The organism is Rhizobium sp. RU35A (assembly GCF_900156005.1).
GTDB lineage: Bacteria > Pseudomonadota > Alphaproteobacteria > Rhizobiales > Rhizobiaceae > Neorhizobium > Neorhizobium straminoryzae.
In genome coordinates this window covers 670,053-694,925 of sequence record NZ_FTMR01000001.1, presented here as the reverse complement: position 1 = coordinate 694,925, position 24,873 = coordinate 670,053, and the positions used below count along the sequence as shown (strand labels likewise).

General features: G+C 63.4%; 22 protein-coding genes, 1 tRNA gene, 1 pseudogene and 1 riboswitch. Of the genes and pseudogenes, 13 read left to right on the top strand and 11 right to left on the bottom strand.

The window, feature by feature from the left end:
• Positions 1–10 precede the first annotated feature (10 nt).
• Positions 11–1,825, bottom strand: coding sequence for a DUF190 domain-containing protein (locus F3H95_RS03580; protein ID WP_149744950.1), 1,815 nt, complete (start codon positions 1,823–1,825; stop codon positions 11–13).
• An 89-nt stretch (positions 1,826–1,914) separates the two neighbouring features.
• Positions 1,915–1,991: riboswitch (Fluoride riboswitch) on the bottom strand.
• Between the two features lie 34 nt (positions 1,992–2,025).
• On the opposite strand from F3H95_RS03580, the pseudogene F3H95_RS03575 reads away from it, so the two are divergent.
• Positions 2,026–2,238: pseudogene (locus tag F3H95_RS03575) on the top strand (DDE-type integrase/transposase/recombinase); the annotation flags it as partial.
• Between the two features lie 123 nt (positions 2,239–2,361).
• On the opposite strand, the gene F3H95_RS03570 reads toward F3H95_RS03575, so the two are convergent.
• Together F3H95_RS03570 and F3H95_RS03565 are read right to left on the bottom strand one after the other, a co-directional pair.
• Positions 2,362–3,141, bottom strand: coding sequence for an SDR family oxidoreductase (locus tag F3H95_RS03570; RefSeq protein ID WP_149744949.1), 780 nt, complete (start codon positions 3,139–3,141; stop codon positions 2,362–2,364).
• Positions 3,141–3,461, bottom strand: coding sequence for a nuclear transport factor 2 family protein (locus F3H95_RS03565; protein ID WP_149744948.1), 321 nt, complete (start codon positions 3,459–3,461; stop codon positions 3,141–3,143). Before F3H95_RS03565 ends, F3H95_RS03570 begins: the two co-directional genes overlap by 1 nt.
• A 102-nt stretch (positions 3,462–3,563) precedes the next feature.
• On the opposite strand from F3H95_RS03565, the gene F3H95_RS03560 reads away from it, so the two are divergent.
• Positions 3,564–4,469, top strand: coding sequence for a LysR family transcriptional regulator (locus tag F3H95_RS03560; protein WP_149744947.1), 906 nt, complete (start codon positions 3,564–3,566; stop codon positions 4,467–4,469).
• Between the two features lie 62 nt (positions 4,470–4,531).
• On the opposite strand, the gene F3H95_RS03555 is transcribed toward F3H95_RS03560, so the two are convergent.
• A tRNA-Gln gene (locus F3H95_RS03555) sits at positions 4,532–4,605 on the bottom strand.
• Positions 4,606–4,948: 343 nt separating this feature from the next.
• Here F3H95_RS03555 and F3H95_RS03550 point away from each other — a divergent pair.
• Together F3H95_RS03550 and F3H95_RS03545 are read left to right on the top strand one after the other, a co-directional pair.
• Positions 4,949–6,709, top strand: a complete 1,761-nt coding sequence (locus F3H95_RS03550) for a Ppx/GppA phosphatase family protein (protein ID WP_244617859.1) — start codon at positions 4,949–4,951, stop codon at positions 6,707–6,709.
• On the top strand, positions 6,706–7,446 hold the full coding sequence (locus tag F3H95_RS03545) for an RlmE family RNA methyltransferase (RefSeq protein ID WP_143125112.1): 741 nt from the start codon (positions 6,706–6,708) through the stop codon (positions 7,444–7,446). Before F3H95_RS03550 ends, F3H95_RS03545 begins: the two co-directional genes overlap by 4 nt.
• Positions 7,447–7,449: 3 nt before the next feature.
• Here the strand turns inward: F3H95_RS03545 and F3H95_RS03540 are convergent, their stop codons facing one another.
• On the bottom strand, positions 7,450–8,859 hold the full coding sequence (locus F3H95_RS03540; RefSeq protein ID WP_149744945.1) for an MFS transporter: 1,410 nt from the start codon (positions 8,857–8,859) through the stop codon (positions 7,450–7,452).
• Between the two features lie 196 nt (positions 8,860–9,055).
• Here F3H95_RS03540 and F3H95_RS03535 point away from each other — a divergent pair, with 196 nt between their 5' ends.
• The 8 genes from F3H95_RS03535 (at position 9,056) to F3H95_RS03500 (ending at position 17,794) form a co-directional block, all read left to right on the top strand.
• Positions 9,056–10,078, top strand: a complete 1,023-nt coding sequence (locus F3H95_RS03535; protein WP_188134282.1) for an MBL fold metallo-hydrolase — start codon at positions 9,056–9,058, stop codon at positions 10,076–10,078.
• Positions 10,079–10,457: 379 nt separating this feature from the next.
• A complete protein-coding gene (gene guaB, locus F3H95_RS03530) occupies positions 10,458–11,963 on the top strand; it encodes an IMP dehydrogenase (protein ID WP_143125110.1) in 1,506 nt (501 codons plus the stop codon).
• Between the two features lie 101 nt (positions 11,964–12,064).
• Positions 12,065–12,427 (top strand): hypothetical protein, encoded by a 363-nt coding sequence (locus F3H95_RS03525; protein WP_143125109.1) that lies wholly within the window; start codon positions 12,065–12,067, stop codon positions 12,425–12,427.
• Positions 12,428–12,509: 82 nt separating this feature from the next.
• Entirely contained in the window at positions 12,510–12,929 is a 420-nt protein-coding gene (locus F3H95_RS03520; RefSeq protein WP_143125108.1) for an MAPEG family protein, read from the top strand.
• A 125-nt stretch (positions 12,930–13,054) separates the two neighbouring features.
• Positions 13,055–14,083 (top strand): alcohol dehydrogenase AdhP, encoded by a 1,029-nt coding sequence (gene adhP, locus F3H95_RS03515; RefSeq protein WP_149744944.1) that lies wholly within the window; start codon positions 13,055–13,057, stop codon positions 14,081–14,083.
• A 170-nt stretch (positions 14,084–14,253) separates the two neighbouring features.
• Positions 14,254–15,429 carry a patatin-like phospholipase family protein gene (locus F3H95_RS03510; protein WP_143125106.1) on the top strand — a complete coding sequence of 392 codons (1,176 nt, stop codon included), beginning with the start codon at positions 14,254–14,256 and terminating at the stop codon, positions 15,427–15,429.
• Between the two features lies 1 nt (position 15,430).
• On the top strand, positions 15,431–16,213 hold the full coding sequence (locus F3H95_RS03505; protein ID WP_149744943.1) for a 3-hydroxybutyrate dehydrogenase: 783 nt from the start codon (positions 15,431–15,433) through the stop codon (positions 16,211–16,213).
• 129 nt (positions 16,214–16,342) lie between these two features.
• Positions 16,343–17,794: a methyl-accepting chemotaxis protein gene (locus F3H95_RS03500; RefSeq protein ID WP_149744942.1), complete on the top strand. Its 1,452-nt coding sequence runs from the start codon at positions 16,343–16,345 to the stop codon at positions 17,792–17,794.
• Positions 17,795–17,877: 83 nt separating this feature from the next.
• On the opposite strand, the gene F3H95_RS03495 is transcribed toward F3H95_RS03500, so the two are convergent.
• Positions 17,878–18,831: a LysR substrate-binding domain-containing protein gene (locus F3H95_RS03495; RefSeq protein ID WP_149744941.1), complete on the bottom strand. Its 954-nt coding sequence runs from the start codon at positions 18,829–18,831 to the stop codon at positions 17,878–17,880.
• Positions 18,832–19,019: 188 nt separating this feature from the next.
• Between F3H95_RS03495 and F3H95_RS03490 the strand changes: the two genes are divergently transcribed.
• On the top strand, positions 19,020–19,301 hold the full coding sequence (locus F3H95_RS03490; RefSeq protein ID WP_149744940.1) for a DUF1127 domain-containing protein: 282 nt from the start codon (positions 19,020–19,022) through the stop codon (positions 19,299–19,301).
• A gap of 153 nt (positions 19,302–19,454) precedes the next feature.
• Here the strand turns inward: F3H95_RS03490 and F3H95_RS03485 are convergent, their stop codons facing one another.
• The 5 genes from F3H95_RS03485 to F3H95_RS03465 form a co-directional block, all read right to left on the bottom strand.
• Positions 19,455–20,339 (bottom strand): DUF937 domain-containing protein, encoded by an 885-nt coding sequence (locus F3H95_RS03485; RefSeq protein WP_143125101.1) that lies wholly within the window; start codon positions 20,337–20,339, stop codon positions 19,455–19,457.
• 99 nt (positions 20,340–20,438) lie between these two features.
• A complete protein-coding gene (locus F3H95_RS03480; protein WP_149744939.1) occupies positions 20,439–21,812 on the bottom strand; it encodes a glutamate--cysteine ligase in 1,374 nt (457 codons plus the stop codon).
• A 102-nt stretch (positions 21,813–21,914) separates the two neighbouring features.
• Positions 21,915–22,664 carry a 16S rRNA (uracil(1498)-N(3))-methyltransferase gene (locus tag F3H95_RS03475; RefSeq protein WP_149744938.1) on the bottom strand — a complete coding sequence of 250 codons (750 nt, stop codon included), beginning with the start codon at positions 22,662–22,664 and terminating at the stop codon, positions 21,915–21,917.
• A 26-nt stretch (positions 22,665–22,690) separates the two neighbouring features.
• Entirely contained in the window at positions 22,691–24,133 is a 1,443-nt protein-coding gene (locus F3H95_RS03470) for an inorganic phosphate transporter (RefSeq protein WP_244617878.1), read from the bottom strand.
• A 193-nt stretch (positions 24,134–24,326) separates the two neighbouring features.
• Positions 24,327–24,791, bottom strand: coding sequence for an NUDIX hydrolase (locus F3H95_RS03465; RefSeq protein ID WP_143125142.1), 465 nt, complete (start codon positions 24,789–24,791; stop codon positions 24,327–24,329).
• Between the last annotated feature and the right edge of the window lie 82 nt (positions 24,792–24,873).

Genomic DNA, 24,873 nt, shown 5'->3' with positions numbered 1-24,873 from the left:
TGGCCCGTTCTCAGCGGGCGTCTTGCTGCGACGGCTCCCATTCCGTCTGTGACGCATCCCGTACGTGCCAGTGTTCGATGTGCTTGTAGATGATGACCTTGTCCTTCAGCAACATCCCATGGGTTTGGCAGAACTGTTCCAGCCGCTCGCGCTCGCCGATGAGTTCGACGCACATGGTCAGGTCCGGGGTCGTGATCTCCCCACCCCCGTCCTGCAGCTTGCCGCCGTTTGAGTAACCGAAATGCGTGTGGTGGGCGGTGGCATTCATGATGCCGGACGCCTTCGCCTGCATGACCAGTTCCCGGCAGAGCGGTTTGGCTCCGCCCAGCCACGAAGCCTTGCTGAGGGTGTTCTCCTCCGGTTTCATGTAGATGCGAACCATTCCGACCTCGCGGGCGGAAAGCCTGTGGCTGTTCATGGCGCTCGGCCCTTCGGCAATGTTTGCGGTTGACCTCAGCGAGTGCAGGCGGATCTGTGCCTGGAAATCTCTCCTCGCCCGAGCGCTCATGTCGCGCATGTGGCGGACGGAGATATCCGGGGGAAGGTGGTTGGCGGCGGACGTTTTCGGCACCCCGACGCGTTGCGAGAGATAGATGCTGGAATGGCCGCTGCAGAGATAGGCTACGAAGCAGGCGATCGCGACATAGACGGCGTGCGTCGCGCCGAAGAGTTCGGTGCCCATGATCACGCAGGCGAGCGGCGTGTTCGTCGCGCCCGCGAAAACGGCGAGGAAACCCAGAGCCGCGAACAGGTCAGGCGGAGCACCGAGCACGCCTGCGAGCGCACTGCCGAGAGCTGCGCCGATGAAGAAGAGCGGCGTGACCTCGCCACCCTTGAAGCCCGCGCTGAGTGTCACGATGGTGAACAGACCTTTCCAGGCCCAGCTCCAGTAATCGACATGCTCTGGCCGGAAGAAACCGAGGATGGTTGCGTCATCCGGGCTCGGAGACCAGACGCCGAGGCCGAGATACGCGCGTGTCCCCAGAACATGAACGAGGCTAAGCAGGATGGCGCTCGCCAGCACCGGACGCAACGGCGCATAGGGCAGCAGCGTCCTGTAGGCGGCGGATGCGAGGTGGGAAAGTTCGGCAAAGCAGTGCGCGGCAAGACCGAAGGCGACGCCGGCGATCACCACCTTCAATATGAGAAGAGCATCAAGGTGAAAGCCGATGCCTGCGCCAGAGAGGTAGGAAATGGAATAATGGACATGATCAATGCCCCAGCTGTGGCAGGTTCCGTCGGCGACGACAGCAGCCAGCAGCGCGGGAAGCAGCGCTTCGTATTGCATGCGCCCGATGGTGAGCACTTCGAGCGCAAAGACGGCGCCGGCAATCGGCGTTCCGAAAACCGCGCCGAAGCCCGCCGCGATGCCGGCCATCAAAAGGATGCGGGTATCGGAGGGGGTGAGCTTGAACAGTTTGCCGAACGCGCTTGCGAGGCTGCCGCCAAGTTGCACCGCGGTGCCCTCACGCCCTGCGGAGCCGCCAACCAGATGCGTCAGAACCGTTGTCACGAGAATAAGGGGGGCCATGCGCAACGGCACGCCGCCGCCCGGTTCATGGATCTGATCGACGATGAGGTTGTTGCCGCCCTCGGCCGACTTGCCGAACCTGCCATAGGTCCAGACCATCGCGAAGCCCGCAAGCGGCATCAGATAGATCAGCCAGGAAAATTCGAAACGCAGTTCCGTCGCCCGGTCAAGGCCCCGGAGGAACAGGGCAACCAGCGACCCCACGGCCATTGCCATCGGAGTGACGACGACGATCCATTTTGCGAGGCTGCGGATCTGTTGAAGACGAAGACCGAAAATCGATGCGGGCGTCATGCGAACGACGTTCCATCACAAGGATCAGTCAGGGAAACAGGATACGGATTTTGACTTCCAGGCACGGCTCTACTCCTTCGCGTAGTTAGCGTCGAGTAGGAGTCATCAGCTTCGTCAGGGAAGCGGTTCGGCTCTATGCCAGGCAGAATCCATTACCGTTAACGCTCGATAGATCATCTCGCTGCGGCTTGTCAACGGCCAACGACCGCTGGTCGCTGGACTTCGCGTCGGATCAGCGCACCGATGGCCGCAGGTTCCGGGTACTGACGATCGTCGATGATTGCACCAGGAAATGCCTGGGGCTCGTCGCCGATACATCGCTCTCGGGCCTTCGGGTTGCTCGCGAGCTGGATCGGATCATCGAGAAGCGTGGCAAGCCGAAGATGATCGTCAGTGACAACGGGAGCGAGTTCAGACCTCGTCTTCCACTCCTAGCCTCCTGCGGACCCAAGCCAAACTGGCCGCGTCGCCACCATTCGATCGATGGTTGAAAATAGCCTGCTTCACGTGGCAGGCGATACAGGCAGAGGCAGCTTCTAGACCGTCGGCACTGTCCCGCCGTCGATGACATATTCCACGCCCGTGATCGTGGCGGCGCGATCAGAGGCGAGAAAGGCAATGAGGCTGGCGACATCTTCCGGGCTGGAAGGACGGCCGATCGGAATACCGCCGAGACTGTCCATGATCAGCCGCTTGCCCCCTTCGACGTCGGTTCCGGCCTCCTTCGCCAGCCGTTCGGCCAGATGGACAGATGCGTCGGTCATGATCCAGCCGGGCGAGACCCGCAGGACGCGGACGCCCTTCGGAGACACTTCCTTTGACAGGCTTTTGCTATAGGTCGAGAGGGCCGCCTTGGCCGCCGCATAGGCGGTTGTTGCCTCCGACAGTGGCATTAGCCTCTGGATGGACGAGACATGGATGACGACGCCCTGGCACTGAGCGATCATGTCGGGCAAAAGCAGTCGATCGAGGCGGACGGCCGGAAATAGGTTGAGGTCCAGCTCTTTTCGCCAAAGATCTTCGGTCAAGGCCTGAAACCCGCCGCCCGGTGCTGACGACCCGCCCAGCATGTGGACAATGATGTCCAGTCCACCAAGCCGCTCCCGCACGGTGTCAGCGACCGTTTTGCATCCCTCTTCGCTCGTCAGGTCGGCAGCAATAAATTGGCTGGCCGGCATATCTGCCGGCTGCGAACGTGCCGTCGTGATGACCGCTGCACCCAATTGCCGGAAAAGGTCCACTGTTGCTGCACCGGTGCCCTTCGTTCCAGCCGTCACAAGCACGCGCTTGTCTTTCAGGTCGATAAAGTCTTTCATCAGCCGATCTCCAGCGCTGCAATCTTGTCACCGTCCAGGCGGAAGCGGTAGGTGAGGACGATAGGGCTGCCCGGGAACTGTCCCGTCACCTCGCCGCGCACGACATGCTCCCCATCTCGTTTTTCGGCATCCAGAGGCTTGGTGCTATGGCGGTATTTCTCCTTCGCTGCCATCCACCAGGATGTAATTGCATCAGTCCCCAAATGGCTGGTTCGCTCGTCGGAAACGACGGCCTGCGGCGTGAACAGGGACTGTAGAACGTTCTGTCCGTTCTGGTGGTCTGCCGCAAAAAAGGCCTCAATGACTGCAGGCATCTTCATGATCGTCTCCGTTGGGTAGTCGTGATGGAAGTAGACTTAAGGCTTGGCATCCATAAAGATAAGCGGGACAGTGCGTTATGAGGTGATGAAGGAATCGGGATAATGGAGACAGCCGGCCTGCACGAATTGAGCGCCGTTCTCGCCATTGCGCGACGTGGAACGTTTCGTGCCGCGGCTATCGACATGGGCATGTCCACGACAGCCCTCAGCCATATGATCGGCCGGCTGGAGAGCCAGCTCGGCCTGCGTCTGTTCAATCGGACGACGCGGAGCGTCTCGCTGACCGATGCGGGAAGGCTTTTCGTGGAAGAGGTGGGGCCAGCTCTTCAGGACATTCACGGCGCGCTCCAGGTGGTTCGTTCCCAGCGGGACGAGCCGAGCGGCACGATCCGGATCAATGCCGCGCCCTTTGCCGCACGGCAGATCATCTCACCGCTGATCACCGGTTTCGTGCGTCGTTATCCTGCCGTGCATGTCGATCTCGTGACGGAAGCGCGGCTCGTGGATATCGTTGCCGACGGCTTCGATCTCGGTGTGCGCGTGGCGGCGCTTGTGCCAAGCGACATGATTGCTGTCCCGCTCGGCCGCCTGCAGCGCTATGCGATCGTGGCATCGCCAGGTTACGTGGAGCGGATGGGCAAGCCCCAGACCCCTTCGGATCTCTTCAACCACAACTGTATCCGTGTCCGCCTGCCGGACGGATCCCTGTTCCGCTGGCGGTTCGAGAAGAACGGAGAGGCCGTGCAGACTGATGTTCCGGGGAACCTGACACTTGACGAAACGAGTGTTGCCTGCGCTGCCGCCATAGACGGCATCGGCATCGGCTGCTTCATGGAGGAAGGGGTTGCCGAAGAGTTGAAGGCGGGACGCCTTGTCCGTCTGATGGAAGACTGGACGCCGCCGTTCGGTGGACTTTGCCTCTACTATCCCGGCCGCCGAAATCTTTCCGCCGCGATGAAAGCGTTTTTGGGCACGGCCCGCGAGTTTGCAAAAAGTCAAGATGGCTGAGATGCCAAAACAGGGTCGGGCACGACTTGAAATAAAGCAGTTCTACTCATTTAGGGAAGAATTGGCTGGGGAACCTGGATTCGAACCAAGATTAACGGAGTCAGAGTCCGCCGTTCTACCGTTGAACTATTCCCCAGCAGGTCGAAGATGAACTCCGAACTGAAGAGCGATTATTTGGCCAAGGTCAGGTGCTTCCTGCGGGCCGAACCGCTTCGGTGGGTGCCTTCTACCAGATTCTGCCCCGTGTTCAAGAGCAGAAATTGCACTTTTTTGACAGGCTGTGGAGAAAGCGGCGAGGGCAGGCAAACGCGTTTGCAAGGCAGGTGCGACTGCACCGGTTGCAGGTGTGCGGGACGCGGGCGCGGAGTGTGGCACAAAGTCGTTGGCGAAAGCGTCGGCTGCTGTTATCCTGTCATCAACGAAACGATGAAAGCCGCAGCGCGCCTTCAATGGCCTTGCGCGGCATGATGGATAGAGCAGTGATGAACCCCGACAGCGGCGGAAAGCCGCCCGAAGGCGGGGCGTCGGCAGCGGGGCGACCGGATGGCAAGGCCGGACGGCGCCGAAAGGCCAAGCGGAACGGCAAGCCGTTTTCCGCAGCCGTTGCGCATGGTGTCGTGAAGGCGGAAGCCTCTGATGCCCGACGTCCGGACGACAAGACCGGTGGTCCTCCCCGAAAGCGCAAGCGCCGGCGTGCGCGTGCAACGCAAGGCGGGCAATCCGGTGCAGCGGCCTCGCCGTATCCCGAAAGTGAAACGGTCACGCCCGGCCAGAAGGCCGTGGCGGCGGCCACTTCCGCATCTTTATCTGCGGGCGTAGAGGGACGTGGCGCGTCGCCAGGCCGTCGGCGCAAGCGCGGTCGCAAGAAAAGTGAAGCCCGCGGGCCGCAGGGGCGGCCGCTCGCCACATCCGGCAAGCCTGGGTCGGGCAGGGGGCAGGGCGCGCATGTCTCGCTCTCGTCGATCGCGTCCGCCGCTGGCGCAACCCATGCGGACGCGGTTTCTGCCCATTCGGCGCGGGGGCATGGACATGGTCATGCGAGCGGGCATTCTCACGGTCACGGTCACGGTCACGGTCACGGTCACGGTCACGGTCACGGTCACGGTCACGGGCATGAACAGGGGCACACGGCCCCGCATCGCCATGCGTCAGAGGTGCGCGCCCGCGGTGTGGTCGAGGCGGCTGAAGGTGCCCGCTCCCGCTCCCATCCGGACGATCTCTATGCCGCGCTCGATCTCGGCACCAACAATTGCCGCCTGCTGATTGCCCAGCCGACACGGCCCGGTCAGTTTCGCGTGGTGGATGCGTTTTCGCGCATCGTGCGCCTCGGCGAGGGGCTGGCGAAGACGGGCCGGCTCTCGGACGAGGCGATGGATCGCGCCGTTGAGGCGCTGCGCATCTGCGCCTCGAAGCTCGCGCACCGGCCGATCCGCCGCATGCGCCTGATTGCCACCGAAGCCTGCCGCGCGGCCGTCAATGGCGAGGCGTTTCTGGAGCGCGTCACGCGCGAAACCGGGCTGGAACTGGAAATCATCGACCGCGAAACCGAAGCGCGGCTGGCGGTGTCCGGCTGCTCGTCACTGGTCGGGCGAGAAGCGCGCTCCGTCGTGCTGTTCGATATCGGCGGCGGCTCCTCCGAGATCGCCGTGATCCGCATTCGCGACAACCGCTCCTCGCGGCTCGCCAACCATATCACCCACTGGACCTCGCTGCCCGTTGGCGTCGTGACGCTGTCGGAGCGGCATGGCGGGCGCAATGTCACGCCCGACGTTTTTGCCGCCATGGTGGCGGAGGTGGAAGGCATGCTGGCCGGCTTCCACTGCCCCTCGCTGGAGGAGGAGGCGGAAGAGGATTTTCATCTGATCGGCACCTCCGGCACGGTGACGACGCTGGCCGGCGTGCATCTCGATCTGCCGCGTTATGACCGGCGCAAGGTGGATGGCCTCTGGCTGGCCGATCACGAGGTGTCGGCCATGCAGGCAAGGCTGCTGTCCTGGGATTTCGACGGGCGCGCCGCCAACCCCTGCATCGGGCCGGACAGGGCGGATCTGGTGCTGGCGGGCTGTGCCATTCTGGAGGCCATTCGCCGCCGCTGGCCAAGCCGTCGCATGCGGGTGGCCGACCGCGGTTTGCGCGAGGGGCTATTGACCGACATGATGGCCGATGACGGTGTGTGGCGCCGGATGCGCCGCCGCCCGGCGGAAAGCGCGCCGCGCACAGCTACGGAGAAGAACCGATGACCAAAGCCCCCATCGGCCGCAAGCTCGGCCAGAAGGTGAAGAAGGGCAAGCTGAAGGCCTCGTCCCGCCGCTGGCTCGAGCGTCACATCAACGATCCCTATGTGCAGCGCGCAAAGCTGGAAGGCTATCGCGCCCGTGCCGCCTTCAAGCTGCTGGAGATCGACGAGAAGCACCAGATTCTGAAGGGCGCGCGGCGCATCATCGATCTTGGCGCCGCCCCCGGCAGCTGGTCGCAGATCGCTGCCAAGGTGACGGGCTCGACGGAGGAGGATATCCGCGTCGCCGCCATCGATTTCCTCGAAGTCGTGCCGATCCCGGGCGTCAAGATCCTGCAGCTCGACTTCCTCGATCCATCCGCCCCGGAAAAACTGCTGGAGGCGGTGGGCGGCACGCCGGATCTCGTCATCTCCGACATGGCGGCGCCGACCACCGGTCACCAGAAAACAGACCATCTGCGCACCATGCATCTGTGCGAGGTGGCGGCCTATTTTGCCGTGGAGGTGCTGGCCGAAGGCGGCCATTTCCTGGCCAAAACCTTCCAGGGTGGCACGGAGCGGGAGCTTCTCTCCATGCTCAAGCAGAATTTCCGCCAGGTGCTGCACATCAAGCCGGCCTCGTCGCGCTCGGAATCCGTCGAGATGTTCTTGCTCGCCAAGGGGTTCAAGGGCCGCCGGCCGACGGCTGCCGAGGAGGCTCAGGACGCAGACGCCGCGCAGGACGACGTGCTGTCGGAATAAAGCTTACTCGCCCGGCGCTTCTGCCGCCCTCGGCTGGTAGCGCCGGTGGCCGGAAACGCCGGCGCCCGTCTGCGGATGCAGGGCCAGAACCGGCAGGCAGGCGCACAGCGAAATGGCCGACACGATGAAGAAGGCGAGATGGAAATCCGCCAGCTCGAGATGCGTGCCCGACAGGTAGGACGAGGTTTCCAGCACCAGCGCAGCGAAGGCAACGCCGAGCGCCAGGCTGATCTGCTGCATGACGGAGCTGATCGAGGTGGCCTGGCTTGCCTCCGCATCCCCGATTTCCGAATAGCCGAGCGCATTCACACCGGTGAAGAACAGCGAGCGGGCAAGGCCGGAGGCAAACAGGAAGAAGGTGATCAGCAGGGCAGGGGTCGCCGGCGTGAAGAAGCCGTTGATCGCCGTCATCGCGGAGCCGGCCACGCAGGCACCGAGCAGCGCGCTTCGGAAGCCGGTGGCCGCGAAGGTGCGCTTGGCCATGAATTTGACCGCCATGGCACCCGCGGCACCGGCGAAGGTGGTGAGGCCGGACTGGAAGGGTGTCATGCCGAAGCTCAGCTGCAGCATCAGTGGCATCAGGAAGGGCACGGCACCGGTCGCGATGCGAAACAGGGTGCCGGCGGTAACGGAGGCGCGGAAAGCGGTGTTGCGAAACAGCGTCAGCGTCAGGATCGGGTTCTGATGGCGCCGGGCATGGCCGATATAAAGCGCGCCGCAGGCAAAGCCGATCACGGCGGCGCTGATGCCGACATAGGGCGGCAGGGCCGGCAGGCTGACGACGGAGAGTCCGAAAACGATCCCGGAGGCGGCAAGCGCTGTCAGGACAAAACCCGCCATGTCGAGCGGCGGCGCGCCGCGCGCCGGGATGTCCGGCAGGTGGATCGAGGACAGCCAGATGCCGATGATGCCGATCGGCACGTTGATCAGGAAGATCCAGTGCCAGGTGAAATAGGTGGTGATGAAGCCGCCGATCGGCGGGCCGGTCAGCGGGCCGACCAGCGCGGGAATGGTCAGCAGTGACATGGCCGAGACGAGGTCCTTGCGATCGGTGGTCCGCAACAAAACGAGACGTCCGACCGGCGTCATCATCGCGCCGCCCATGCCCTGCAGGAAGCGCGCCATCACGAAGGCCAGCACCGAGGAGGACATGGCGCAGAAGATGGAGCCGGTCACGAAGACGGCGATCGCCATCCGGAAAATGTTCTTGGCACCGAACTTGTCGGCCATCCAGCCGCTGATCGGAATGAAGACGGCGAGCGACACCATGTAGGAGGTCAAGGCCAGCTTGAGGGTGATGGGGCTGACGCCGAGATCGGTGGCAATGGCCGGCAGGGCGGTGGAAATCACCGTGGAATCCATGTGCTCCATGAAGAGCGCGACGGCGAGAATAAGCGGAACGATGCGGTTCATAGGGGATGGCTTCATGTCAGCGGCGGGCGCCCCGTTCCTACGCTTCCTTGGTCCGTCCCGCCATACAATTTCTTCTGTCCGGCTGCCGGCATCACGACTACGTGAGAGGCATTTTCCTCGGGCATCGGCTGCATATCTCTGCAACCACCGGCGATGGGACGAGACGCGCGGCCGGTTGCGCATATTGGAGGTTGACATGGCACAGATGAAGATGGGGCGGCGGGTCCTTCTGGGATCCGCCGGAGCAGGCATTCTGGCCGCACCGGCACTTCTGTCGGGGCAGGCGCTGGCGCAGGGGACACAGGGGACGACGCAACCCGCCACGGATGGAAAGATGACAGCAGCAATACCCGCAACGATGCTGCCCCAGACCGACAGGTTCAAGCTCGGCGAATTCGAGGTTCTCGTGGTGCGAGACGGTGGCCGCGCCTCCGGCAAGCCGAACGAGACCTTCGGTACCAACCAGAGCCCGGAGGCCGTCGCAGACCTTCTCAAGGAAAATTTCCTGCCCGCCGACAATTTCGTCAATTCCTTCGCGCCGACATTGATCCGGGCCGGAAACGAGCTTGTGCTGTTCGATACCGGTTTCGGCGCCAGCGGCCGTGCGCAGGGCACCGGTCGTCTGCTCGACGGCATGAAGGCGGCGGGTTACCGGCCGGAAGATGTCACCGTCGTTGTCCTGACCCATCTGCATGGCGATCACATCGGCGGCCTGATGGAGGACGGCAAGCCCGCCTTCCCGAATGCCCGCTATGTCACCGGCAAGACGGAATATGATTTCTGGACCAGCGCGGAGCGTGCCGGCACGCCGGCGGAAGGCGGCCAGAAGGCGGTGCTTGCCAGTGTGAAGCCGCTCGCCGAAAAGATGACCTTCATCGGCGATGGTGCGACCGTCGTTCCGGGCATCACCGGCATGAACGCCTTCGGCCACACCCCCGGTCACATGATCTTCCACGTCGAATCGGCCGGCCGCCGGCTGGTGCTGACGGCCGATACCGCCAATCATTACGTTCTGTCGCTGCAGCGCCCGGAATGGGAAGTCCGCTTCGACATGAACAAGGAGATGGCGGCGAAGACCCGCAAGACGGTGTTCGACATGATCGCCACCGACCGCGTCGCCTTCCTCGGCTATCACATGCCCTTCCCCTCGGTCGGCTATGTGGAAAAGCGCGAGACCGGCTATCGCTTCGTGCCGAAGAGCTACCAGTTTGACATCTGATCCGTTGTCCTCAGCATGATCCCGCGGCACGCGTCCGCGGGGTCATGCCTCTGCGGGGAGGGCCCTGTTGGGTGTTTGTTCGTCGACAATCCTGTCCGCTTCGATGAGGCAGGGGAATGTGCCGCCGGTACGAAAGGCCGGCACGACCAGCCGGACAGATGCCGTCTCATGAGGCATCTCGCATGATCGCAAGGGGCGGGGCACGCGCCATCCGCTGCCGTGGCTCACGCCGAAGCGAAGGGACGGAGGCGGGCTCGGGGTTTTTCCTATTCCCTTCCCGTCATAAGCGTGTTACCAGCCCTCGCCAACTTCCCATTCCCGAAGATCGCTTCCGGCCCCTCCCGCCGGACCGCTCTTTCTTTTACTGAAGGAAATTGGCATGGCCCGCATTGTAGAATCCGCCACCGGCGCCGAGGCGCTCACCTTCGATGACGTGCTGCTGCAGCCGGGTCATTCCGAAGTCCTTCCGGCGCAGACCAATATCGCCACGCGGATCGCCCAGGACATCGAGCTGAACCTGCCGATCCTCTCCTCTGCCATGGACACGGTGACGGAAAGCCGCCTTGCGATTGCCATGGCCCAGTCCGGCGGCATCGGTGTCATCCACCGCAACCTGACGCCCGTCGAACAGGCCGAGGAGGTTCGGCAGGTCAAGAAGTTCGAAAGCGGCATGGTCGTCAATCCGGTCACGATCGGTCCGGATGCGACGCTCGCCGAAGCGCTCTCGCTGATGAAGGCGCACGGCATTTCCGGCATTCCGGTGGTCGAAAACGGCGGTGCCGGCGGACACAAGACCGGCCGTCTGGTCGGCATCCTCACCAACCGCGACGTGCGCTTCGCTTCCGATCCCGGCCAGAAGATCTATGAGCTGATGACGCGCGAAGGCCTCGTCACCGTCAAGGAAAGCGTCGATCAGGCGGAAGCCAAGCGCCTCCTGCACAAGCACCGCATCGAGAAGCTCCTGGTGGTGGATGGTCATGGTCACTGCGTCGGCCTGATCACCGTGAAGGATATCGAGAAGTCGCAGCTCAATCCGCATGCCTCGAAGGACGCACAGGGACGCCTGCGCGTGGCCGCTGCCATTTCCACCGGCGATGATGGCCGCGAGCGCGCCGAGCGCCTGATCGAGGCCGGCGTCGATGTCATCGTCGTCGATACCGCGCATGGTCACTCACAGAAGGTTCTCGATGCGGTCGCTGCCGTCAAGCAGATGACGAACTCCGTCCGCATCATCGCGGGCAATGTTGCGACCGGCGATGGTACCCGCGCCCTGATCGATGCCGGCGCCGATTGCATCAAGGTCGGCATCGGCCCGGGCTCGATCTGCACCACCCGCATCGTTGCCGGCGTCGGCGTGCCGCAGCTCGCTGCCGTCATGGCTGCCGTCGAGGAGGCCAACAAGCACGGCATTCCGGTCATTGCCGATGGCGGCATCAAGTTCTCGGGTGATGTGGCCAAGGCGATTGCCGCCGGCGCGTCGGCCGTCATGGTCGGCTCGCTTCTCGCCGGCACGGACGAAAGCCCGGGCGAGGTCTATCTCTACCAGGGCCGTTCCTTCAAGGCCTATCGCGGCATGGGCTCGGTCGGCGCCATGGCGCGCGGCTCGGCGGACCGCTACTTCCAGGCGGAAGTGCGCGACACGCTGAAGCTGGTGCCGGAAGGCATCGAGGGCCAGGTACCCTACAAGGGTCCGGTTTCTGCCGTGCTGCACCAGCTGGCCGGCGGCCTCAAGGCGGCCATGGGCTATGTCGGCGGCAAGGATCTCAGGGATTTCCAGGAAAAGGCCACCTTCGTGCGCATTTCCGGCGCCGGTTTGCGCGAAAGCCATCCGCATGGCGTGACGATTACCCGCGAAAGTCCGAACTATCCGGGCGCCGGCAGCTGAAGCCTGCTGACGGGTGCGCGGCGACTGGCCCCCATTGCCAGTCGGCAAGGCTTGCGTATTCTCCCGGTGCTGGCAATCCTGCCGGCATTTCGGGGGACTTCATGAAGAGACTGATTGCTGGCGCACTGCTTGTCGGTGCGTCATTTTCCTGTGCGCAGGCACAGACAGTGGAAGCGGGGACCTATAGCGTTTCCGGCACCAATCTGGACGGTTCCGAATATAGCGGCACGGCCCGGATTTCGCTGACCAGCGAAACCACCTGCTCGATCGAGTGGAAGACGGGGGCTACCAATTCCGTCGGGATCTGCATGTTGCACGAGAATGCGTTTTCCGCAGCCTATGTGATGGGCGATAGCGTCGGGCTGGTGATCTACGAGGTCAAGCCGGGCGGCATTCTCGACGGCGTCTGGACGATTTCCGGCGAGGACGGCGCCGGTACGGAAGTCTTGCGCTTGCGCCACTGACGGGGCCATAAGACATGCGGCCGCGGACTGATCGGTTCGCGGCCTTTTTCTTGCGTTGTGCAGAAGCGGAAAGGGCCCTGCCATGTTGCCAAGCGAAGCCATGATCTGGCCGATGATTGCCCATGTGGTGCTCGTCTTCTTCCTTTACATTCTTCTCTCCGTGCGTCGCGTGGCGGCGGTCAGGGCCGGGCGGGCAACGGTTTCGCAGTTCCGTGAAAACCTGCAGGATCCGCCGGACAGCCTGTTCGTGCACAACAATCTCAAGAACCAGTTCGAACTGCCGGTTCTGTTCCATGTGGTCTGCATGGCGCTCTACATGACGAGCGGCGACAACCCTGTTATCATCGGGCTTGCCTGGTTCTTCGTGCTGAGCCGCTGCGTGCACACCTATATCCACGTGACCAGCAACCGCATTCGCTACCGCCGGCTGGCCTTCATGGCGGGGGCGGCGGCGCTTGGCTGCATGTGGATCTGGCTGGCGCTTTGGCTGGCGCTCAACTGAAGCGGCGCGCTTTGCGGCAAATCAAAACGGAAAGCTGACAGCTGCTCTAGAACGGTGGTGTGCGGATCAACCGCTCCCCATCATGCGCCGGCCGGGACCGGCGCCGACCGTTCGAGGAGAAGATCATGGCAGCAATGATGAAAGCCGCAGTGGTGCGCGAATTCGGCAAGCCGCTGGTGATCGAGGACATGCCGATTCCGGAACCGGGTCCGGGCCAGATCCTCGTCAAATACGAAGCGACCGGCGTGTGCCATACCGACCTGCATGCCGCCAATGGCGACTGGCCGGTCAAGCCGAACCCGCCTTTCATCCCGGGCCACGAAGGCGTGGGCTATGTCGCCAAGCTCGGTGCCGGCGTCTCCCGCATCAAGGAAGGCGATCGTATCGGCGTTCCGTGGCTGCATACCGCCTGCGGCTGCTGCAATCCCTGCCGCACCGGCTGGGAAACGCTGTGCGGCAGCCAGCAGAACACCGGCTATTCCGTCAACGGCACGTTTGCGCAATATGGTCTGGCTGATCCCGATTATGTCGGCCGCCTGCCGGACAATCTGGCATTCGGCCCCGCCGCGCCCGTGCTCTGCGCCGGCGTCACGGTCTACAAGGGCCTGAAGGAAACCGAGGTGCGGCCCGGCGAATGGGTGGTCATCTCCGGCATAGGCGGTCTCGGCCACATGGCCGTGCAATATGCGAAAGCCATGGGCATGCATGTGGTGGCCGCCGACATCTTCGATGACAAGCTCGAACTGGCAAGGAAACTCGGCGCCGATGTCACCGTCAACGGTCGCGCGGCCGATGCGATCGAACAGGTGCAGAAGGCAACCGGCGGCGTGCATGGCGCCCTCGTCACCGCCGTCTCGCCCAAAGCCATGGAGCAGGCCTACGGATTCCTGCGTTCCAAGGGCACCATGTCGCTGGTCGGCCTGCCGCCGGGCTTCATCTCGCTGCCGGTCTTCGATACGGTGCTGAAGCGCATCACCGTGCGCGGCTCCATCGTCGGCACAAGGCAGGATCTCGAGGAAAGCCTGATGTTTGCCGGCGAGGGCAAGGTCGCCTCGCATTTCTCCTGGGACAAGATCGAAAACATCAACGAGATCTTCCACCGCATGGAAGAAGGCAAGATCGACGGACGTATCGTGCTCGATCTGGCAGCCTGACCGCCATCGGACTGCGAGAGGAGAGGAAAGCCGTTCCCTCGGGGGCGGCTTTCTGCATGCCATCTTTGTGAACGCCGTTTCCCCTTCTGGCGGATGAAATTTTCTTCGCGTCGCACCATGTTGAACAGGAACATGCTGCATAAGCGAAGATGATCATCAGGAAATCTCCCATGCGTCCCTTGCAGAATATTCTCGTCTTCCAGGGTGGCGGCGCGCTCGGCGCCTATCAGGCCGGCACCTTCGAGGCGTTGCACAGCCACGGCATCCGGCCGGACTGGCTGGCGGGCATCTCGATCGGCGCGATCAATTCCGCGATCATTGCCGGCAGCCCGGATGAGCACAAGGTCCGCAACCTGCGCGATTTCTGGGACATGGTCTCCTCCGGCCTCGATTACGGGGTGATGCCGCAGGATCATTTCGGCAAGCGCATGCTGAAGGACTGGTCGGTGCTGGCGGGGTCGATGACGGGCATTCCCGGCTTCTTTTCGCCGCGGCTTGCAACACCCTACCAGATGCTGCTGAACCCGGATTACCGCATCAGCCATTACGACACCGAGCCGCTGATGAAGACGCTGGAGCGGCTGGTCGATTTCGACCGGATCAACACCGGCAAGGTGCGCGTCAGTCTCGGCGCGGTGAACGTGAAGACCGGCAACTTCGCCTATTTCGACACCAGCAATACGCGTCTGTGCGCCCGCCATGTCGCCGCCTCCGGCGCGCTGCCGCCGGGTTTCCCGCCGATCGAGATCGATGGCGAATTCTACTGGGACGGCGGCCTCGTCTCCAACACGCCGCTGCAATATGTGCTGGCGGCCGACAGCTACGATGCCGATCTCTGCATCTTCCAGGTGGACCTGTTTCCGGCCCGCGGGCGGATGCCGCGCGATCTGCTGGAGGTCGATGCGCGCGTCAAGGAGATCCGCTATTCCAGCCGCACGCGCATGAACACGGACGAGTTTGCGCGCAAGCAGAAGATCCGCCGCGCCGCCCGCCGCCTGCTGGAAAAGCTGCCGCCGGAACTGCAGGACGACGAGGATGCGGCACTCCTGCGCTCCATCGGCGTCGAATATGACGTGACGCTCGTTCATCTCATCCATCGCAGCGCCGCCTATGATTCGCATGCCATGGATGCGGAGTTCTCGCGCGCCACCGTCGAGGAGAACTGGAAGGCGGGGTATGACGATGCCATGCGCACGCTGACCCACCCGAAATGGACAAGACGCGGGCGTCCCCGCAATGGCATCCAGATTTTCGACCTCGCCCAGGATACGGCGCGGGACGAAGGAGCAACCGACCACATGCCGGCTGCCATGCCGCAACGCGCGGCGAAAGCAAGGAGAACGTGACATGAAGCTCAAGGGTAAAGTCGCCATTATCACCGGCTCGGCGAGCGGCATCGGCGCCGCGATCGCCAGGCGCTATGTCGAGGAGGGCGCGAACGTCGTGATCGCTGACCTCAACCGCGAGGCGGCCGAGACGAAGGCGCAGGAACTGTCGGCGCTCGGCTCCGGCCAGGCAATCGGCATCGCCATGGACGTGACGAGCGAGGAGGCGGTCAATGCCGGCGTTGCCGCAACCGTCCAGCATTTCGGTCGCGTCGATATTCTTGTCTCGAATGCCGGCATCCAGATCGTCCATCGCATCGAGGATTTTCCCTTTGTCGACTGGAAGAAGATGCAGGCGATCCATCTGGATGGCGCCTTTCTCACCACCAAGGCCTGCGTGCCGCATATGAAGCGGCAGGGTGGCGGCGCGGTGATCTACATGGGCTCCGTGCATTCGCATGAGGCCTCGCCGCTGAAATCCGCCTATGTCACCGCCAAGCACGGCCTTTTGGGTCTTGCCCGGGTTCTGGCCAAGGAAGGCGGCGAACACGGCATTCGCGCCAATGTCATCTGCCCCGGCTTCGTGCGCACGCCGCTTGTCGACAAGCAGATCCCCGAACAGGCCGCAACGCTTGGCATTTCCGAGGATGAGGTCGTCAAGAAGGTGATGCTGGGCGAAACCGTGGATGGCCAGTTCACCACGGTGGAGGATGTCGCCGAAGTGGCGCTGTTCCTCGCCGGCTTCGAGACAAATGCACTGACAGGCCAGTCGTTTACCGTGAGCCACGGCTGGCACATGGGCTGACGCTACGCCAGCGCCAGGACGCGGCCCATTGCACGCGCCGCGTCCTGTCAGATGTTGCCGGCAATCTTGATGAGAAAATTAAGAGTGTTTTGCGAGCATGAATCATCTTTTTAGGTGTTGAGGGTGTTCATGCGTAAAATTGAAGATGACATCAGGCCGTGGTCCGGTGAGCGCAAGGCCATCGGGCAGGAGCTGTTCAGGATGCTGGACAAGCATGTGCGGGATGTCAGTACGCGGTGTTACAAGCATTTTGATTCATCGACGACCGTTCTGGCAGATGATGTCGTGGCGCGCGAACGCGTGAAGTTTCAGCATCTGTGCGAGGGCGATTTCAGTTCCCGCTACTTTGCAACCCAGGCCCCGGTGATCCGTTCGATTGCGGAAAAGACGGGCTTCACTGATTTCATCGTCAAGGCTGCCTCGATCTATGCAGCGGAATGGACGTTGACCGTGATGCGGGAAACCAGCTGGTCGCCTCGCAAACGCGAAACCTATGTCCGCAGCATCCTGGAATCGATCTTCACCGACATCGCGGTCGCCGTGCATGTGCTGGTGGAGGACATCGATGCCGAGACCCGGCAGCAGCAGGAGGAGTTCGAACGGCAGCGCTCCGCCGATGCCGCAGCCGATGCCTCGGCCATGCAGGTGATGGGTCAGGCGCTGAACGCGCTGGCGGATGGCAACCTCTCCATCCGCATGAGTGAGCCTCTGCCGGAGAAGAATGAGGGTGCAAGGCGGGACTTCAACCGCGCCACCGAGGCGCTCGACAGCGTGATGACGACGATTGTCCATACGGTCGCGGACTTGCGCACTGTCGTGGAGGAGGTATCGAGCGCCAGCGAGGACCTGTCGCGTCGTACCGAGCAGCAGGCGCAGGCACTGGAGGAGACCGCCACCGCGCTGCGCGAACTGACGGCGACGGTGCAGAAGACCTCTGAAGGGGCCGCTACGGCAAGCCGTGTGGCCACGTTTACCAAGGACGAGGTCAGCCGCACCGGCCAGATCATGATCGAAGCCGAGCAGGCCATGGGCAAGATCGCGACAAGCTCGCAGGAGATCGCCCGCATCGTCTCGGTCATCGATGAGATCGCCTTCCAGACCAATCTTCTGGCGCTCAATGCAGGGGTGGAAGCGGCGCGCGCCGGTGATGCCGGCAAGGGCTTTGCCGTCGTTGCCTCTGAGGTTCGCGCGCTTGCCCAGCGCTCGGCGGAAGCGGCGAAGGATATCCGGTCGCTGATTTCGGCCAGCTCCGATCAGGTGAAGCACGGGGTGGTGCTGGTCGAAAGTACCAGCCAGACGCTGAGCGGCATTGTGCGCAAGGTCAGCGAGATCGACGAGGTGATCGCCGCGATTGCCAATTCGGCGCGCGAGCAGGCGAGCGGCATCCAGGACATCAATGAATCGGTTGCCCAGATGGATCGCGCCACGCAGGAGAATGCCGCAATGGTCGAGGAATCAACCGCTGCCACGACGACGATGCGCTCGAAATCGCGCCAGCTTTCCGATCTGGTTGGCGATTTCAGGCTGACGGATGATCGCCGTGAGGAGTACCTGCCGCGCACGCCGCGCCGCGCCGCCTGACCTCTGGCGGCTTCCAGCTGCATCGTGGCGCACCTGCTTGCGGCGGTGCGCCACACCCGGCCACGGGAAAGGAGAGATAGACCCTACCAGCCGGGCATCAGGGGCACGCTGCGCAGGCGCGTCGCGTTGCGACCGAAGGCGCGCATGTCGTTGTCGAGGTCATCGGGCGCCACGGCCGGCGAAATGTTGTCGAGACAGGCGGTGATGTGGTCGGTGATCGCCGTCATCAGCGAGGTCGAAAGGCCGGGCCGCTTCATCAGGCCGATCTGTACCGCCGGCAGCGGCGGAAAGCCATCCTGCTGTGAAAGAACCTTCATGCCGGGCCTGAGCGCCGATTCCGGCAGCACCGACACGGCCATGCCCGCCAGAACGGCCGCCGCGACAACGGTGGACGACCAGCTGGTGAACAGAACCTGGTAATCGCGCCCATCCGCGTCGAGTGCCGAACAGGCGAGCTGGCGCCAGTTGCAATCGCGACGCCCGACCGCCAGCGGCACCGGTGAATCGTCGCGCAGCGGATGGTTGGCGGAGGCCACCCAGCAGAGCGGCTCGGTGCGCACCACATCCGACTGCCGTGCGCGCGGATTGTGGGTGACAAGCGCGATATCCAGTTCGCCGCGCGCCATTTTTTCCGCAAGATCCACCGAGGGTTCGCAGACGATGTAAAGCTCGACATTCGGGTGCGTCTTGGCGAAGCGGCCGATGATTTCCGGCATGTAGCGATCGGCATAGTCGTCCGGCGTGCCGATCCGCAGCGTTCCCTCCAGACGGTTGTCGTCGAAGGCGGCAATCGCCTCGTTGTTCAGCCGGATGATGCGGCGCGCATAGTTCAGAAGCTTCTCGCCCTCGGCCGTCAACCGGTTGCCGCGCCCGTCCTTCACGAACAGCTGCTTGCCGACACGCTCCTCCAGGCGGCGCATCTGCATGGAAACCGCGCTTTGCGTCTTGAACACGCGATCGGCAGCCTTGGTGAAGCTTCCCGTATCAACGATGGCGACGAAGGTTTGCAGCTGGTCTGTATCAAGCGGAGCGGACATCAGGTCACCTATCAGATCATCTGATGACAATCATTAGAAACATTCGTTGGACTGATCAATGCTGATTTTGCATAACGCAAGGGCAAAGCAAATCCAAAGGCCTTCTCCACCGCCGCCCAGGTCTCTGCTGGCCACCTTTCCGGGTCCCGGAAGGGATGCATTTCTCGTGCCCGAAGAAAGGAAATCCCATGAGCACGACAGAACGGATGACAAGCCGCGCAATTGCCGCGCGCCGCACGCCTGATCTCGGCCTCCTCGCCGATGTGATCGCTGCCGCCACCAACGTTCTGCGCGTGTTCCGCAACCGCAAAGCCCTGAACCAGCTGAGCGAGCTTGAGGATCATCAGCTGGCCGACATCGGTCTTACCCGTCGCGATGTGGAGATTGCGATGAACCAGACACGGGCTTTCGACGATCCCTTCAAGCTGTTGCCGGCCCATGTGCGCGGCAAGGGGCGTCGCCGGTCGTAAGCCAGCGTCCGGCAGGCCGTACCGTGACGACCGCCGCACACACAGTTTTCCCCGCAGGGTAACGCCAATAACCCTGCTCACTTGCCCGGCCGGTCGATCCGCGCCGGGCTTTTTTATGCGCAGGTCCATCCCGCCGGCGGATGCCCGGTCCGATCAGACCGGCGCCTTGGGTGTGTCCTGACCGGCGCGCCTGTAGCCGTCGAAAATCGCCTCCATGTTCTTCTGATAGGCCTTCTGCACCTCGACGCCGCTGTCGAACATGCTGTTCAGCATCGACTTGAATTTTTCGATCTCCGGCTGTGGCTGTGGCGCATCGCTCTGGGCAGGCTTTGCCTGTGCGGCCGGGGCAGGGGGCTCAGTCGCCGCCGGCTGGAAGGCGCCGGCCATCATGTCCTGGAAGGCCTTGGCGAAGGGATTGTCCGTGAAGGGGTTGGGCGCCGGTGCCGCATGGCTCGGCTTTTCCAGTCCCCACATGGAGCGGAAGGCCTGGAACATCGGCGTGTCGAAGGGGATCGGAGCCGGCTGGGGTTTCGGCTTCTGCGCAACGCCGATCGCTTCCAGCCACTGCTGCGTTGCCTTGCCCATGGCTTCCGGAGAAAACGGGTTCTGCGAGACCTGTCCCGTCATCTGCTTGAAGAGGCCGCCCATGATGCTGTCGGCCATGGCCGGCATCATCTGGCGCAGCACCTCCTGGCCGATGCCCGTCAGTTGCGCGGCCTGTTCGGCGATCGCGCGCGTCACGTCCCTGGAACCGAACAGCCGGTCCAGGATGGCGTTGCCATCTGCCATGCCCTGCGGTGTGAAGGCCTTGGTGATGTCATCGAAATACTGAGCATAGGCGCCGGAGAACATGCTGCTCATCAGGGCGCTGAAGTCGTAGGGATTGCTGCTGGTGCGCTTCAGCCCGGAGGAAAAGGCCGGCATCAGCGCTGCCATGGCCTGTGCCGCCTGTTCCTGGGCCAGGTTGAACTGCTTGGCCATGGTCTCCATGGCGGCGCCGTTCTGCGCCCTCATCATCATATCGAACAGCGGCAGCATCGCACTCGGCTCCTCTCTGGAATCCCTTTTATATACAGTCACTATAACTGGAAAAGGTTCCGGGGAAACCGGTTTGTTCAGCTTAAAATCGCACGCTGTTCAGTACTGAAACGTGTCGAAGACAGGATCCACGGATCCACCCCAGCGTCCGTGGTAGAGCGCCAGCATTTCCTCCGCCAGAACCTTTTTCTTGGCGACAATCTCCTCGAGCGGCTGCAGGAAGATCGATTCGTCCTGGCCTTCGCCGTTCAGCCGCGCGCGGGCCCTGAGGCCGTCCGCGGAGATCCGGATCGCATCGCGGGCGATGTCGAGAAGCGGGCGGCCGGCAATCTCGGTGTTGAGGCCGGCGGCGGGCACGGCATCCCGCAGCGCCAGCACATCCTCGTAGGTCCAGTCGCGGGTCAGTTCCTCGGCAGCGGCAAGCGCGCTTCCATCATAGAGGAGGCCCACCCAGAAGGCGGGCAGGGCGCAGATGCGACGCCACGGGCCGCCATCGGCGCCGCGCATTTCGAGGTAGCGCTTCAGCCGCACGTCGGGAAACAGCGTGCCCAGATGGTTGGTCCAGTCGCCGAGCGTCGGCTGCCAGTCGGCCACCTCGCCCTTCAGGGCGCCGTTCATGAACTGGCGGAAGGTGACGTGCGTGCAGTCATGATAGCGACCGTCGCGCACGATGAAATACATCGGTACGTCGAGCGCCCATTCGACATAGGTCTCGAAGCCGAAGGTGCCGGCAAAGGCCTGCGGCAGAAGGCCCGAGCGGGCATTGTCGGTGTCGCGCCAGATCTCGCCGCGCCAGGAGAGCAGTCCGTTCGGCTTGCCTTCGGTGAAGGGAGAGGACGCAAACAGCGCGGTCGCCAAGGGCTGCAGCTTCAGCGACACCAGCATCTTGCGCGCCATGTCGGCTTCCGAGGAGAAGTCGAGATTCACCTGGATCGTGCAGGTGCGGTACATCATGTCGAGGCCGTGGCGGCCGACCTTCGGCATGTAGCGCGTCATGATCTCGTAGCGGGATTTGGGCATCCGCGGCGTCTCGGCCAGCGTCCATTTCGGGCTGCCGCCGATACCGAGGAAACGGATGCCCATGGGCTCGGCCACCTCGCGCAGCACGGCGAGATGCTGGTTGGATTCGCGGCAGGTCTGGTGCAGCGTTTCCAGTGGCGCACCGGAAAGCTCGAACTGGCCGCCGGGCTCGATCGAGATTGCGCCCATGCCGGACTGTTCGCCAAGCCCGATGATGTGCTCGCCATCCATGATCGGTTCCCAGCCGAGCTTTTCCTGCATGCCCTTCAGCAGCGCAGAAATACTGCGCTCGCCGAAATAGGGCACGGGGCTGCTATCGGCCTGGAAGAAGGCGAACTTTTCGTGCTCGGTGCCGATGCGGAAGGTTTCCTCCGGCTTCGACCCCTTGGCGATATAGGTCACCATCTCCTCGACGGAGGTCAGCGGGGTATGATCGGTGGTGTCACGAGCCATGAAATCGACCTTGTCTGATGGGGCGATGCCGGTGCTGAAACCGGGCAAAGCTGCTTGTACCGGATCGCGAAACGGCGCAAGTGAATTTCTCTGAAAGCACGCTCAGACAGGCGGTTGGGCCCAGTCGCCGAGCACGGCCTGGACGACGGCAAGGGCGGCCACCGCTGCGGTATCGGCGCGCAGGATGCGCGGCCCGAGCGGGATGGCGGTGACGAAGTCAAGCGCATGCAGCATGGCGCGCTCCTCCTGCGAGAAACCACCCTCCGGACCGATGAGAAGCGCAAGCTTCCGCTCCGAAATCTGTCCAAGGATCGGCAGCGGATTGTGGCTGTCTGCCCCTTCGTCGCAGAAGAGGATGCGCCGCTCTGCGGGCCAGCGCTCCAGCAGGTCCTTCAGCTTCACCGGCGGCAAAACGGCCGGCACCGCCAGGATGCCGCATTGCTCGGCCGCCTCCATCACATTGGCCTGCAGTCGCTCCAGGCTGGTGATCTTGCCCTGCACATGCTGGGTCATCACCGGCTGCAGGGTGCCGGCCCCCATCTCCACCGCCTTCTGCACGAGATAGTCGAGACGGCCAACCTTCAGGGGCGCGAAGAGATAATGCAGGTCCGGCAGCGGGTCCTGCGGGCGGGTCTGCTCGAGGGGCTGCATCTGCAGCTTCTTGCGGCTTGCAAACTGCAGTCTTGCCCTCCACTCGCCGTCGCGGCCGTTGAACAGCAGCACTTCGTCGGCCTCCTGCATCCGCAGCACGTTGACGAGGTAGTTGAACTGTTCGGCGCTCGCCTCGACCGGGGATCCGGCGGCGAGGGGAACATCGGCGAAAAGCCGCTGCATGCGAAAATTGGCGCGCATCCTGAAATATCCTGCGGGCGGTTCGGTCAGATGAAGAGCCGGAACATAAGCAAAGCGAGGCCACCCGCAAGGGCTGCCGAGAGCGGAACGGTGATGGTCCAGGCGCCGATGATGGTCAACAGATGCGAGCGGCGCACCAGATGGCGCCGGCGGATCTCTGCCGTGTTCACGTCCTTCTTGCGCCGCGCCGGCTGTCTCTCCCGCGCCTTCATCGCCATGAAGGCCTGCCGGCGGCGTGAATGTGTCATGTACCATTCGCGGTAGAGACCGACCCCGAACACCGAGCCGACGGCGATATGCGTCGAACTGACGGGAATGCCGAGGCTTGAGGCGAGGATGACGGTGACGCCGGCCGACAGCGCCACGCAATAGGCACGCACCGGATTGAGCCGTGTGATTTCCTTGCCGACGAGGTTGATAAGTTTCGGCCCGAACAGCAGCAGGCCGCAGGAAATGCCGAGCCCGCCGATCAGCAGTTCCCAGACGGGGATCGGGGAGGCGCCCACGAGCGGCTGGTCTTGCGAGGCCGAGACGACCGCCGCAAGAGGGCCTACCGCATTGGCAACATCATTGGCGCCATGCGCGAAGGAGAGAAGGGCTGCGGAAAAGACGAGCGGCACCTGGAACAGCGTTTTCAGCGACTGGTTTCGGTTGTCGAGTCCTGCCGCCTTGCGTCGCACCAGGGGAATGCTGACGAGCCAGGCCGCGAGGCCGACGGGAATGCCGACAAGGACGGCATCCACCAGTCGCAGGTCCAGATCGGCAAAGGAGACGATCAGCACGATATAGGTCGAAAAGGCCCCGAACATCACGCCGATCAGCACCGGCACCCAGCGCCGGGCCGCGGCGATCTTGTCCGGCGTGTAGATAATGAAGGTCTTGATGAAGGCCAGGACCGCAATGGCAATCGCAGCGCCGAGCAGAGGGGAAAGCAGCCAGCTTGCGGCGATGCCGGACAGCACCGTCCAGTTGACCGCCGAGACGCCGGCCGCCGCAATGCCGCCGCCCAGCACGCCACCCACGATCGCATGCGTGGTGGAAATCGGGGCGCCGATCCAGGTGGCGACGTTGATCCAGATCGCGGCCCCGAGGAGCGCTGCCATCATCGCCCAGATGTAATAGGCGGGGTTGGCGACCTTGTCTGCGTAGAGAATGCCGTTGGCGATGGTATCTGCCACGGCGGTGCCGGCCAGCAATGCGCCGGCCACCTCGCAGACGGCTGCGATCGCAAGGCCAAGACCAAGGCTCAGCACCCGCGCGCCGACTGCGGCCCCGATATTGTTGGCAACGTCGTTGGCGCCGATGTTCATCGCCATGTAGGCCGCCAGCACCGCAGCCGCGATCACGACCACGACCGCGGCATGGCCGACCACGGCGACGGCGGAAAAGATCGTGACGGCAATGAGGAAAAGAAAAGCCGCGCCCGGCGCCGCCAGCCGGCGGCCAAGGTGCATGGAGGCGCTTTCCACGGAGGCGATGCGCGCCAGATCCTTGTCCAGCGTCGCCTTCCGCCCGGGGGCCGGCGTTGCGGCGGAGCCGGCATCGTCAGGCCGGCTATCGGTCGGTGTCGTCACAATAAATGCACTGCCATTCCGGGTTGTTGCGGCCAGAGGCGAAGTCTAGCGCGAGAAAGCGACGCCACGGTGACGACCGCTACGGGTCTCAGCCTCCCACAGCACGCATCGGCTCCGCCGGCTGCGGCGTCATGCGGCGCTCGAAGGCCAGAATGAGGTTGCGCAGTTCCGCTTCCTGGACACGGCCCGCCGCTTCCCGGCAGGACACCCAGTCCAGCACGCGGCTTTCCTTCTCGGGAAAGCTTTCCAGCATCTCGTCCACCTGCAGGGCATGAACCTGCACGCGCACGGGCACTTTCACCCCTGTCTTGCGCGTCTTTACATAGGCGAAGAAGCCAAACGGGTCCTTCTCTGCCTTGCCCCGAACGCCCGCTTCCTCATAGGCTTCCCGCTCGGCCACGGCATGGGCCTTCTTGCCCTTCATCGGCCAGCCCTTCGGAATCACCCAGCGGCGCGTCTCGCGGCTCGTCAGAAGCAATATCTGCAGGCCATGGGCCGGATGGAACCGGTAGCACAGCGCGGCATATTGCTGCTGCGGCGGGCGCTGCAACATCAGGCGAAGGTCGGTGGCGATCTGGCTGAGAAGACTCACTTTCGTGGAACTCCGGATTTCGAGGAAACTCCTAACACAAAAT

Coding starts and splice junctions, on each gene's coding strand:
- F3H95_RS03535 (WP_188134282.1), top strand. CDS start 9,056: ATGGCACAGATGAAGATGGGGCGGCGGGTCCTTCTGGGATCCGCCGGA.
- F3H95_RS03520 (WP_143125108.1), top strand. CDS start 12,510: ATGTTGCCAAGCGAAGCCATGATCTGGCCGATGATTGCCCATGTGGTG.
- F3H95_RS03465 (WP_143125142.1), bottom strand. CDS start 24,791: ATGTTGCAGCGCCCGCCGCAGCAGCAATATGCCGCGCTGTGCTACCGG.
- F3H95_RS03560 (WP_149744947.1), top strand. CDS start 3,564: ATGGAGACAGCCGGCCTGCACGAATTGAGCGCCGTTCTCGCCATTGCG.
- F3H95_RS03525 (WP_143125109.1), top strand. CDS start 12,065: ATGAAGAGACTGATTGCTGGCGCACTGCTTGTCGGTGCGTCATTTTCC.
- F3H95_RS03475 (WP_149744938.1), bottom strand. CDS start 22,664: ATGCGCGCCAATTTTCGCATGCAGCGGCTTTTCGCCGATGTTCCCCTC.
- adhP (WP_149744944.1), top strand. CDS start 13,055: ATGGCAGCAATGATGAAAGCCGCAGTGGTGCGCGAATTCGGCAAGCCG.
- F3H95_RS03485 (WP_143125101.1), bottom strand. CDS start 20,339: ATGCTGCCGCTGTTCGATATGATGATGAGGGCGCAGAACGGCGCCGCC.
- F3H95_RS03495 (WP_149744941.1), bottom strand. CDS start 18,831: ATGTCCGCTCCGCTTGATACAGACCAGCTGCAAACCTTCGTCGCCATC.
- F3H95_RS03490 (WP_149744940.1), top strand. CDS start 19,020: ATGAGCACGACAGAACGGATGACAAGCCGCGCAATTGCCGCGCGCCGC.
- F3H95_RS03505 (WP_149744943.1), top strand. CDS start 15,431: ATGAAGCTCAAGGGTAAAGTCGCCATTATCACCGGCTCGGCGAGCGGC.
- F3H95_RS03565 (WP_149744948.1), bottom strand. CDS start 3,461: ATGAAGATGCCTGCAGTCATTGAGGCCTTTTTTGCGGCAGACCACCAG.
- F3H95_RS03500 (WP_149744942.1), top strand. CDS start 16,343: ATGCGTAAAATTGAAGATGACATCAGGCCGTGGTCCGGTGAGCGCAAG.
- F3H95_RS03480 (WP_149744939.1), bottom strand. CDS start 21,812: ATGGCTCGTGACACCACCGATCATACCCCGCTGACCTCCGTCGAGGAG.
- F3H95_RS03510 (WP_143125106.1), top strand. CDS start 14,254: ATGCGTCCCTTGCAGAATATTCTCGTCTTCCAGGGTGGCGGCGCGCTC.
- guaB (WP_143125110.1), top strand. CDS start 10,458: ATGGCCCGCATTGTAGAATCCGCCACCGGCGCCGAGGCGCTCACCTTC.
- F3H95_RS03570 (WP_149744949.1), bottom strand. CDS start 3,141: ATGAAAGACTTTATCGACCTGAAAGACAAGCGCGTGCTTGTGACGGCT.
- F3H95_RS03540 (WP_149744945.1), bottom strand. CDS start 8,859: ATGAACCGCATCGTTCCGCTTATTCTCGCCGTCGCGCTCTTCATGGAG.
- F3H95_RS03545 (WP_143125112.1), top strand. CDS start 6,706: ATGACCAAAGCCCCCATCGGCCGCAAGCTCGGCCAGAAGGTGAAGAAG.
- F3H95_RS03580 (WP_149744950.1), bottom strand. CDS start 1,825: ATGACGCCCGCATCGATTTTCGGTCTTCGTCTTCAACAGATCCGCAGC.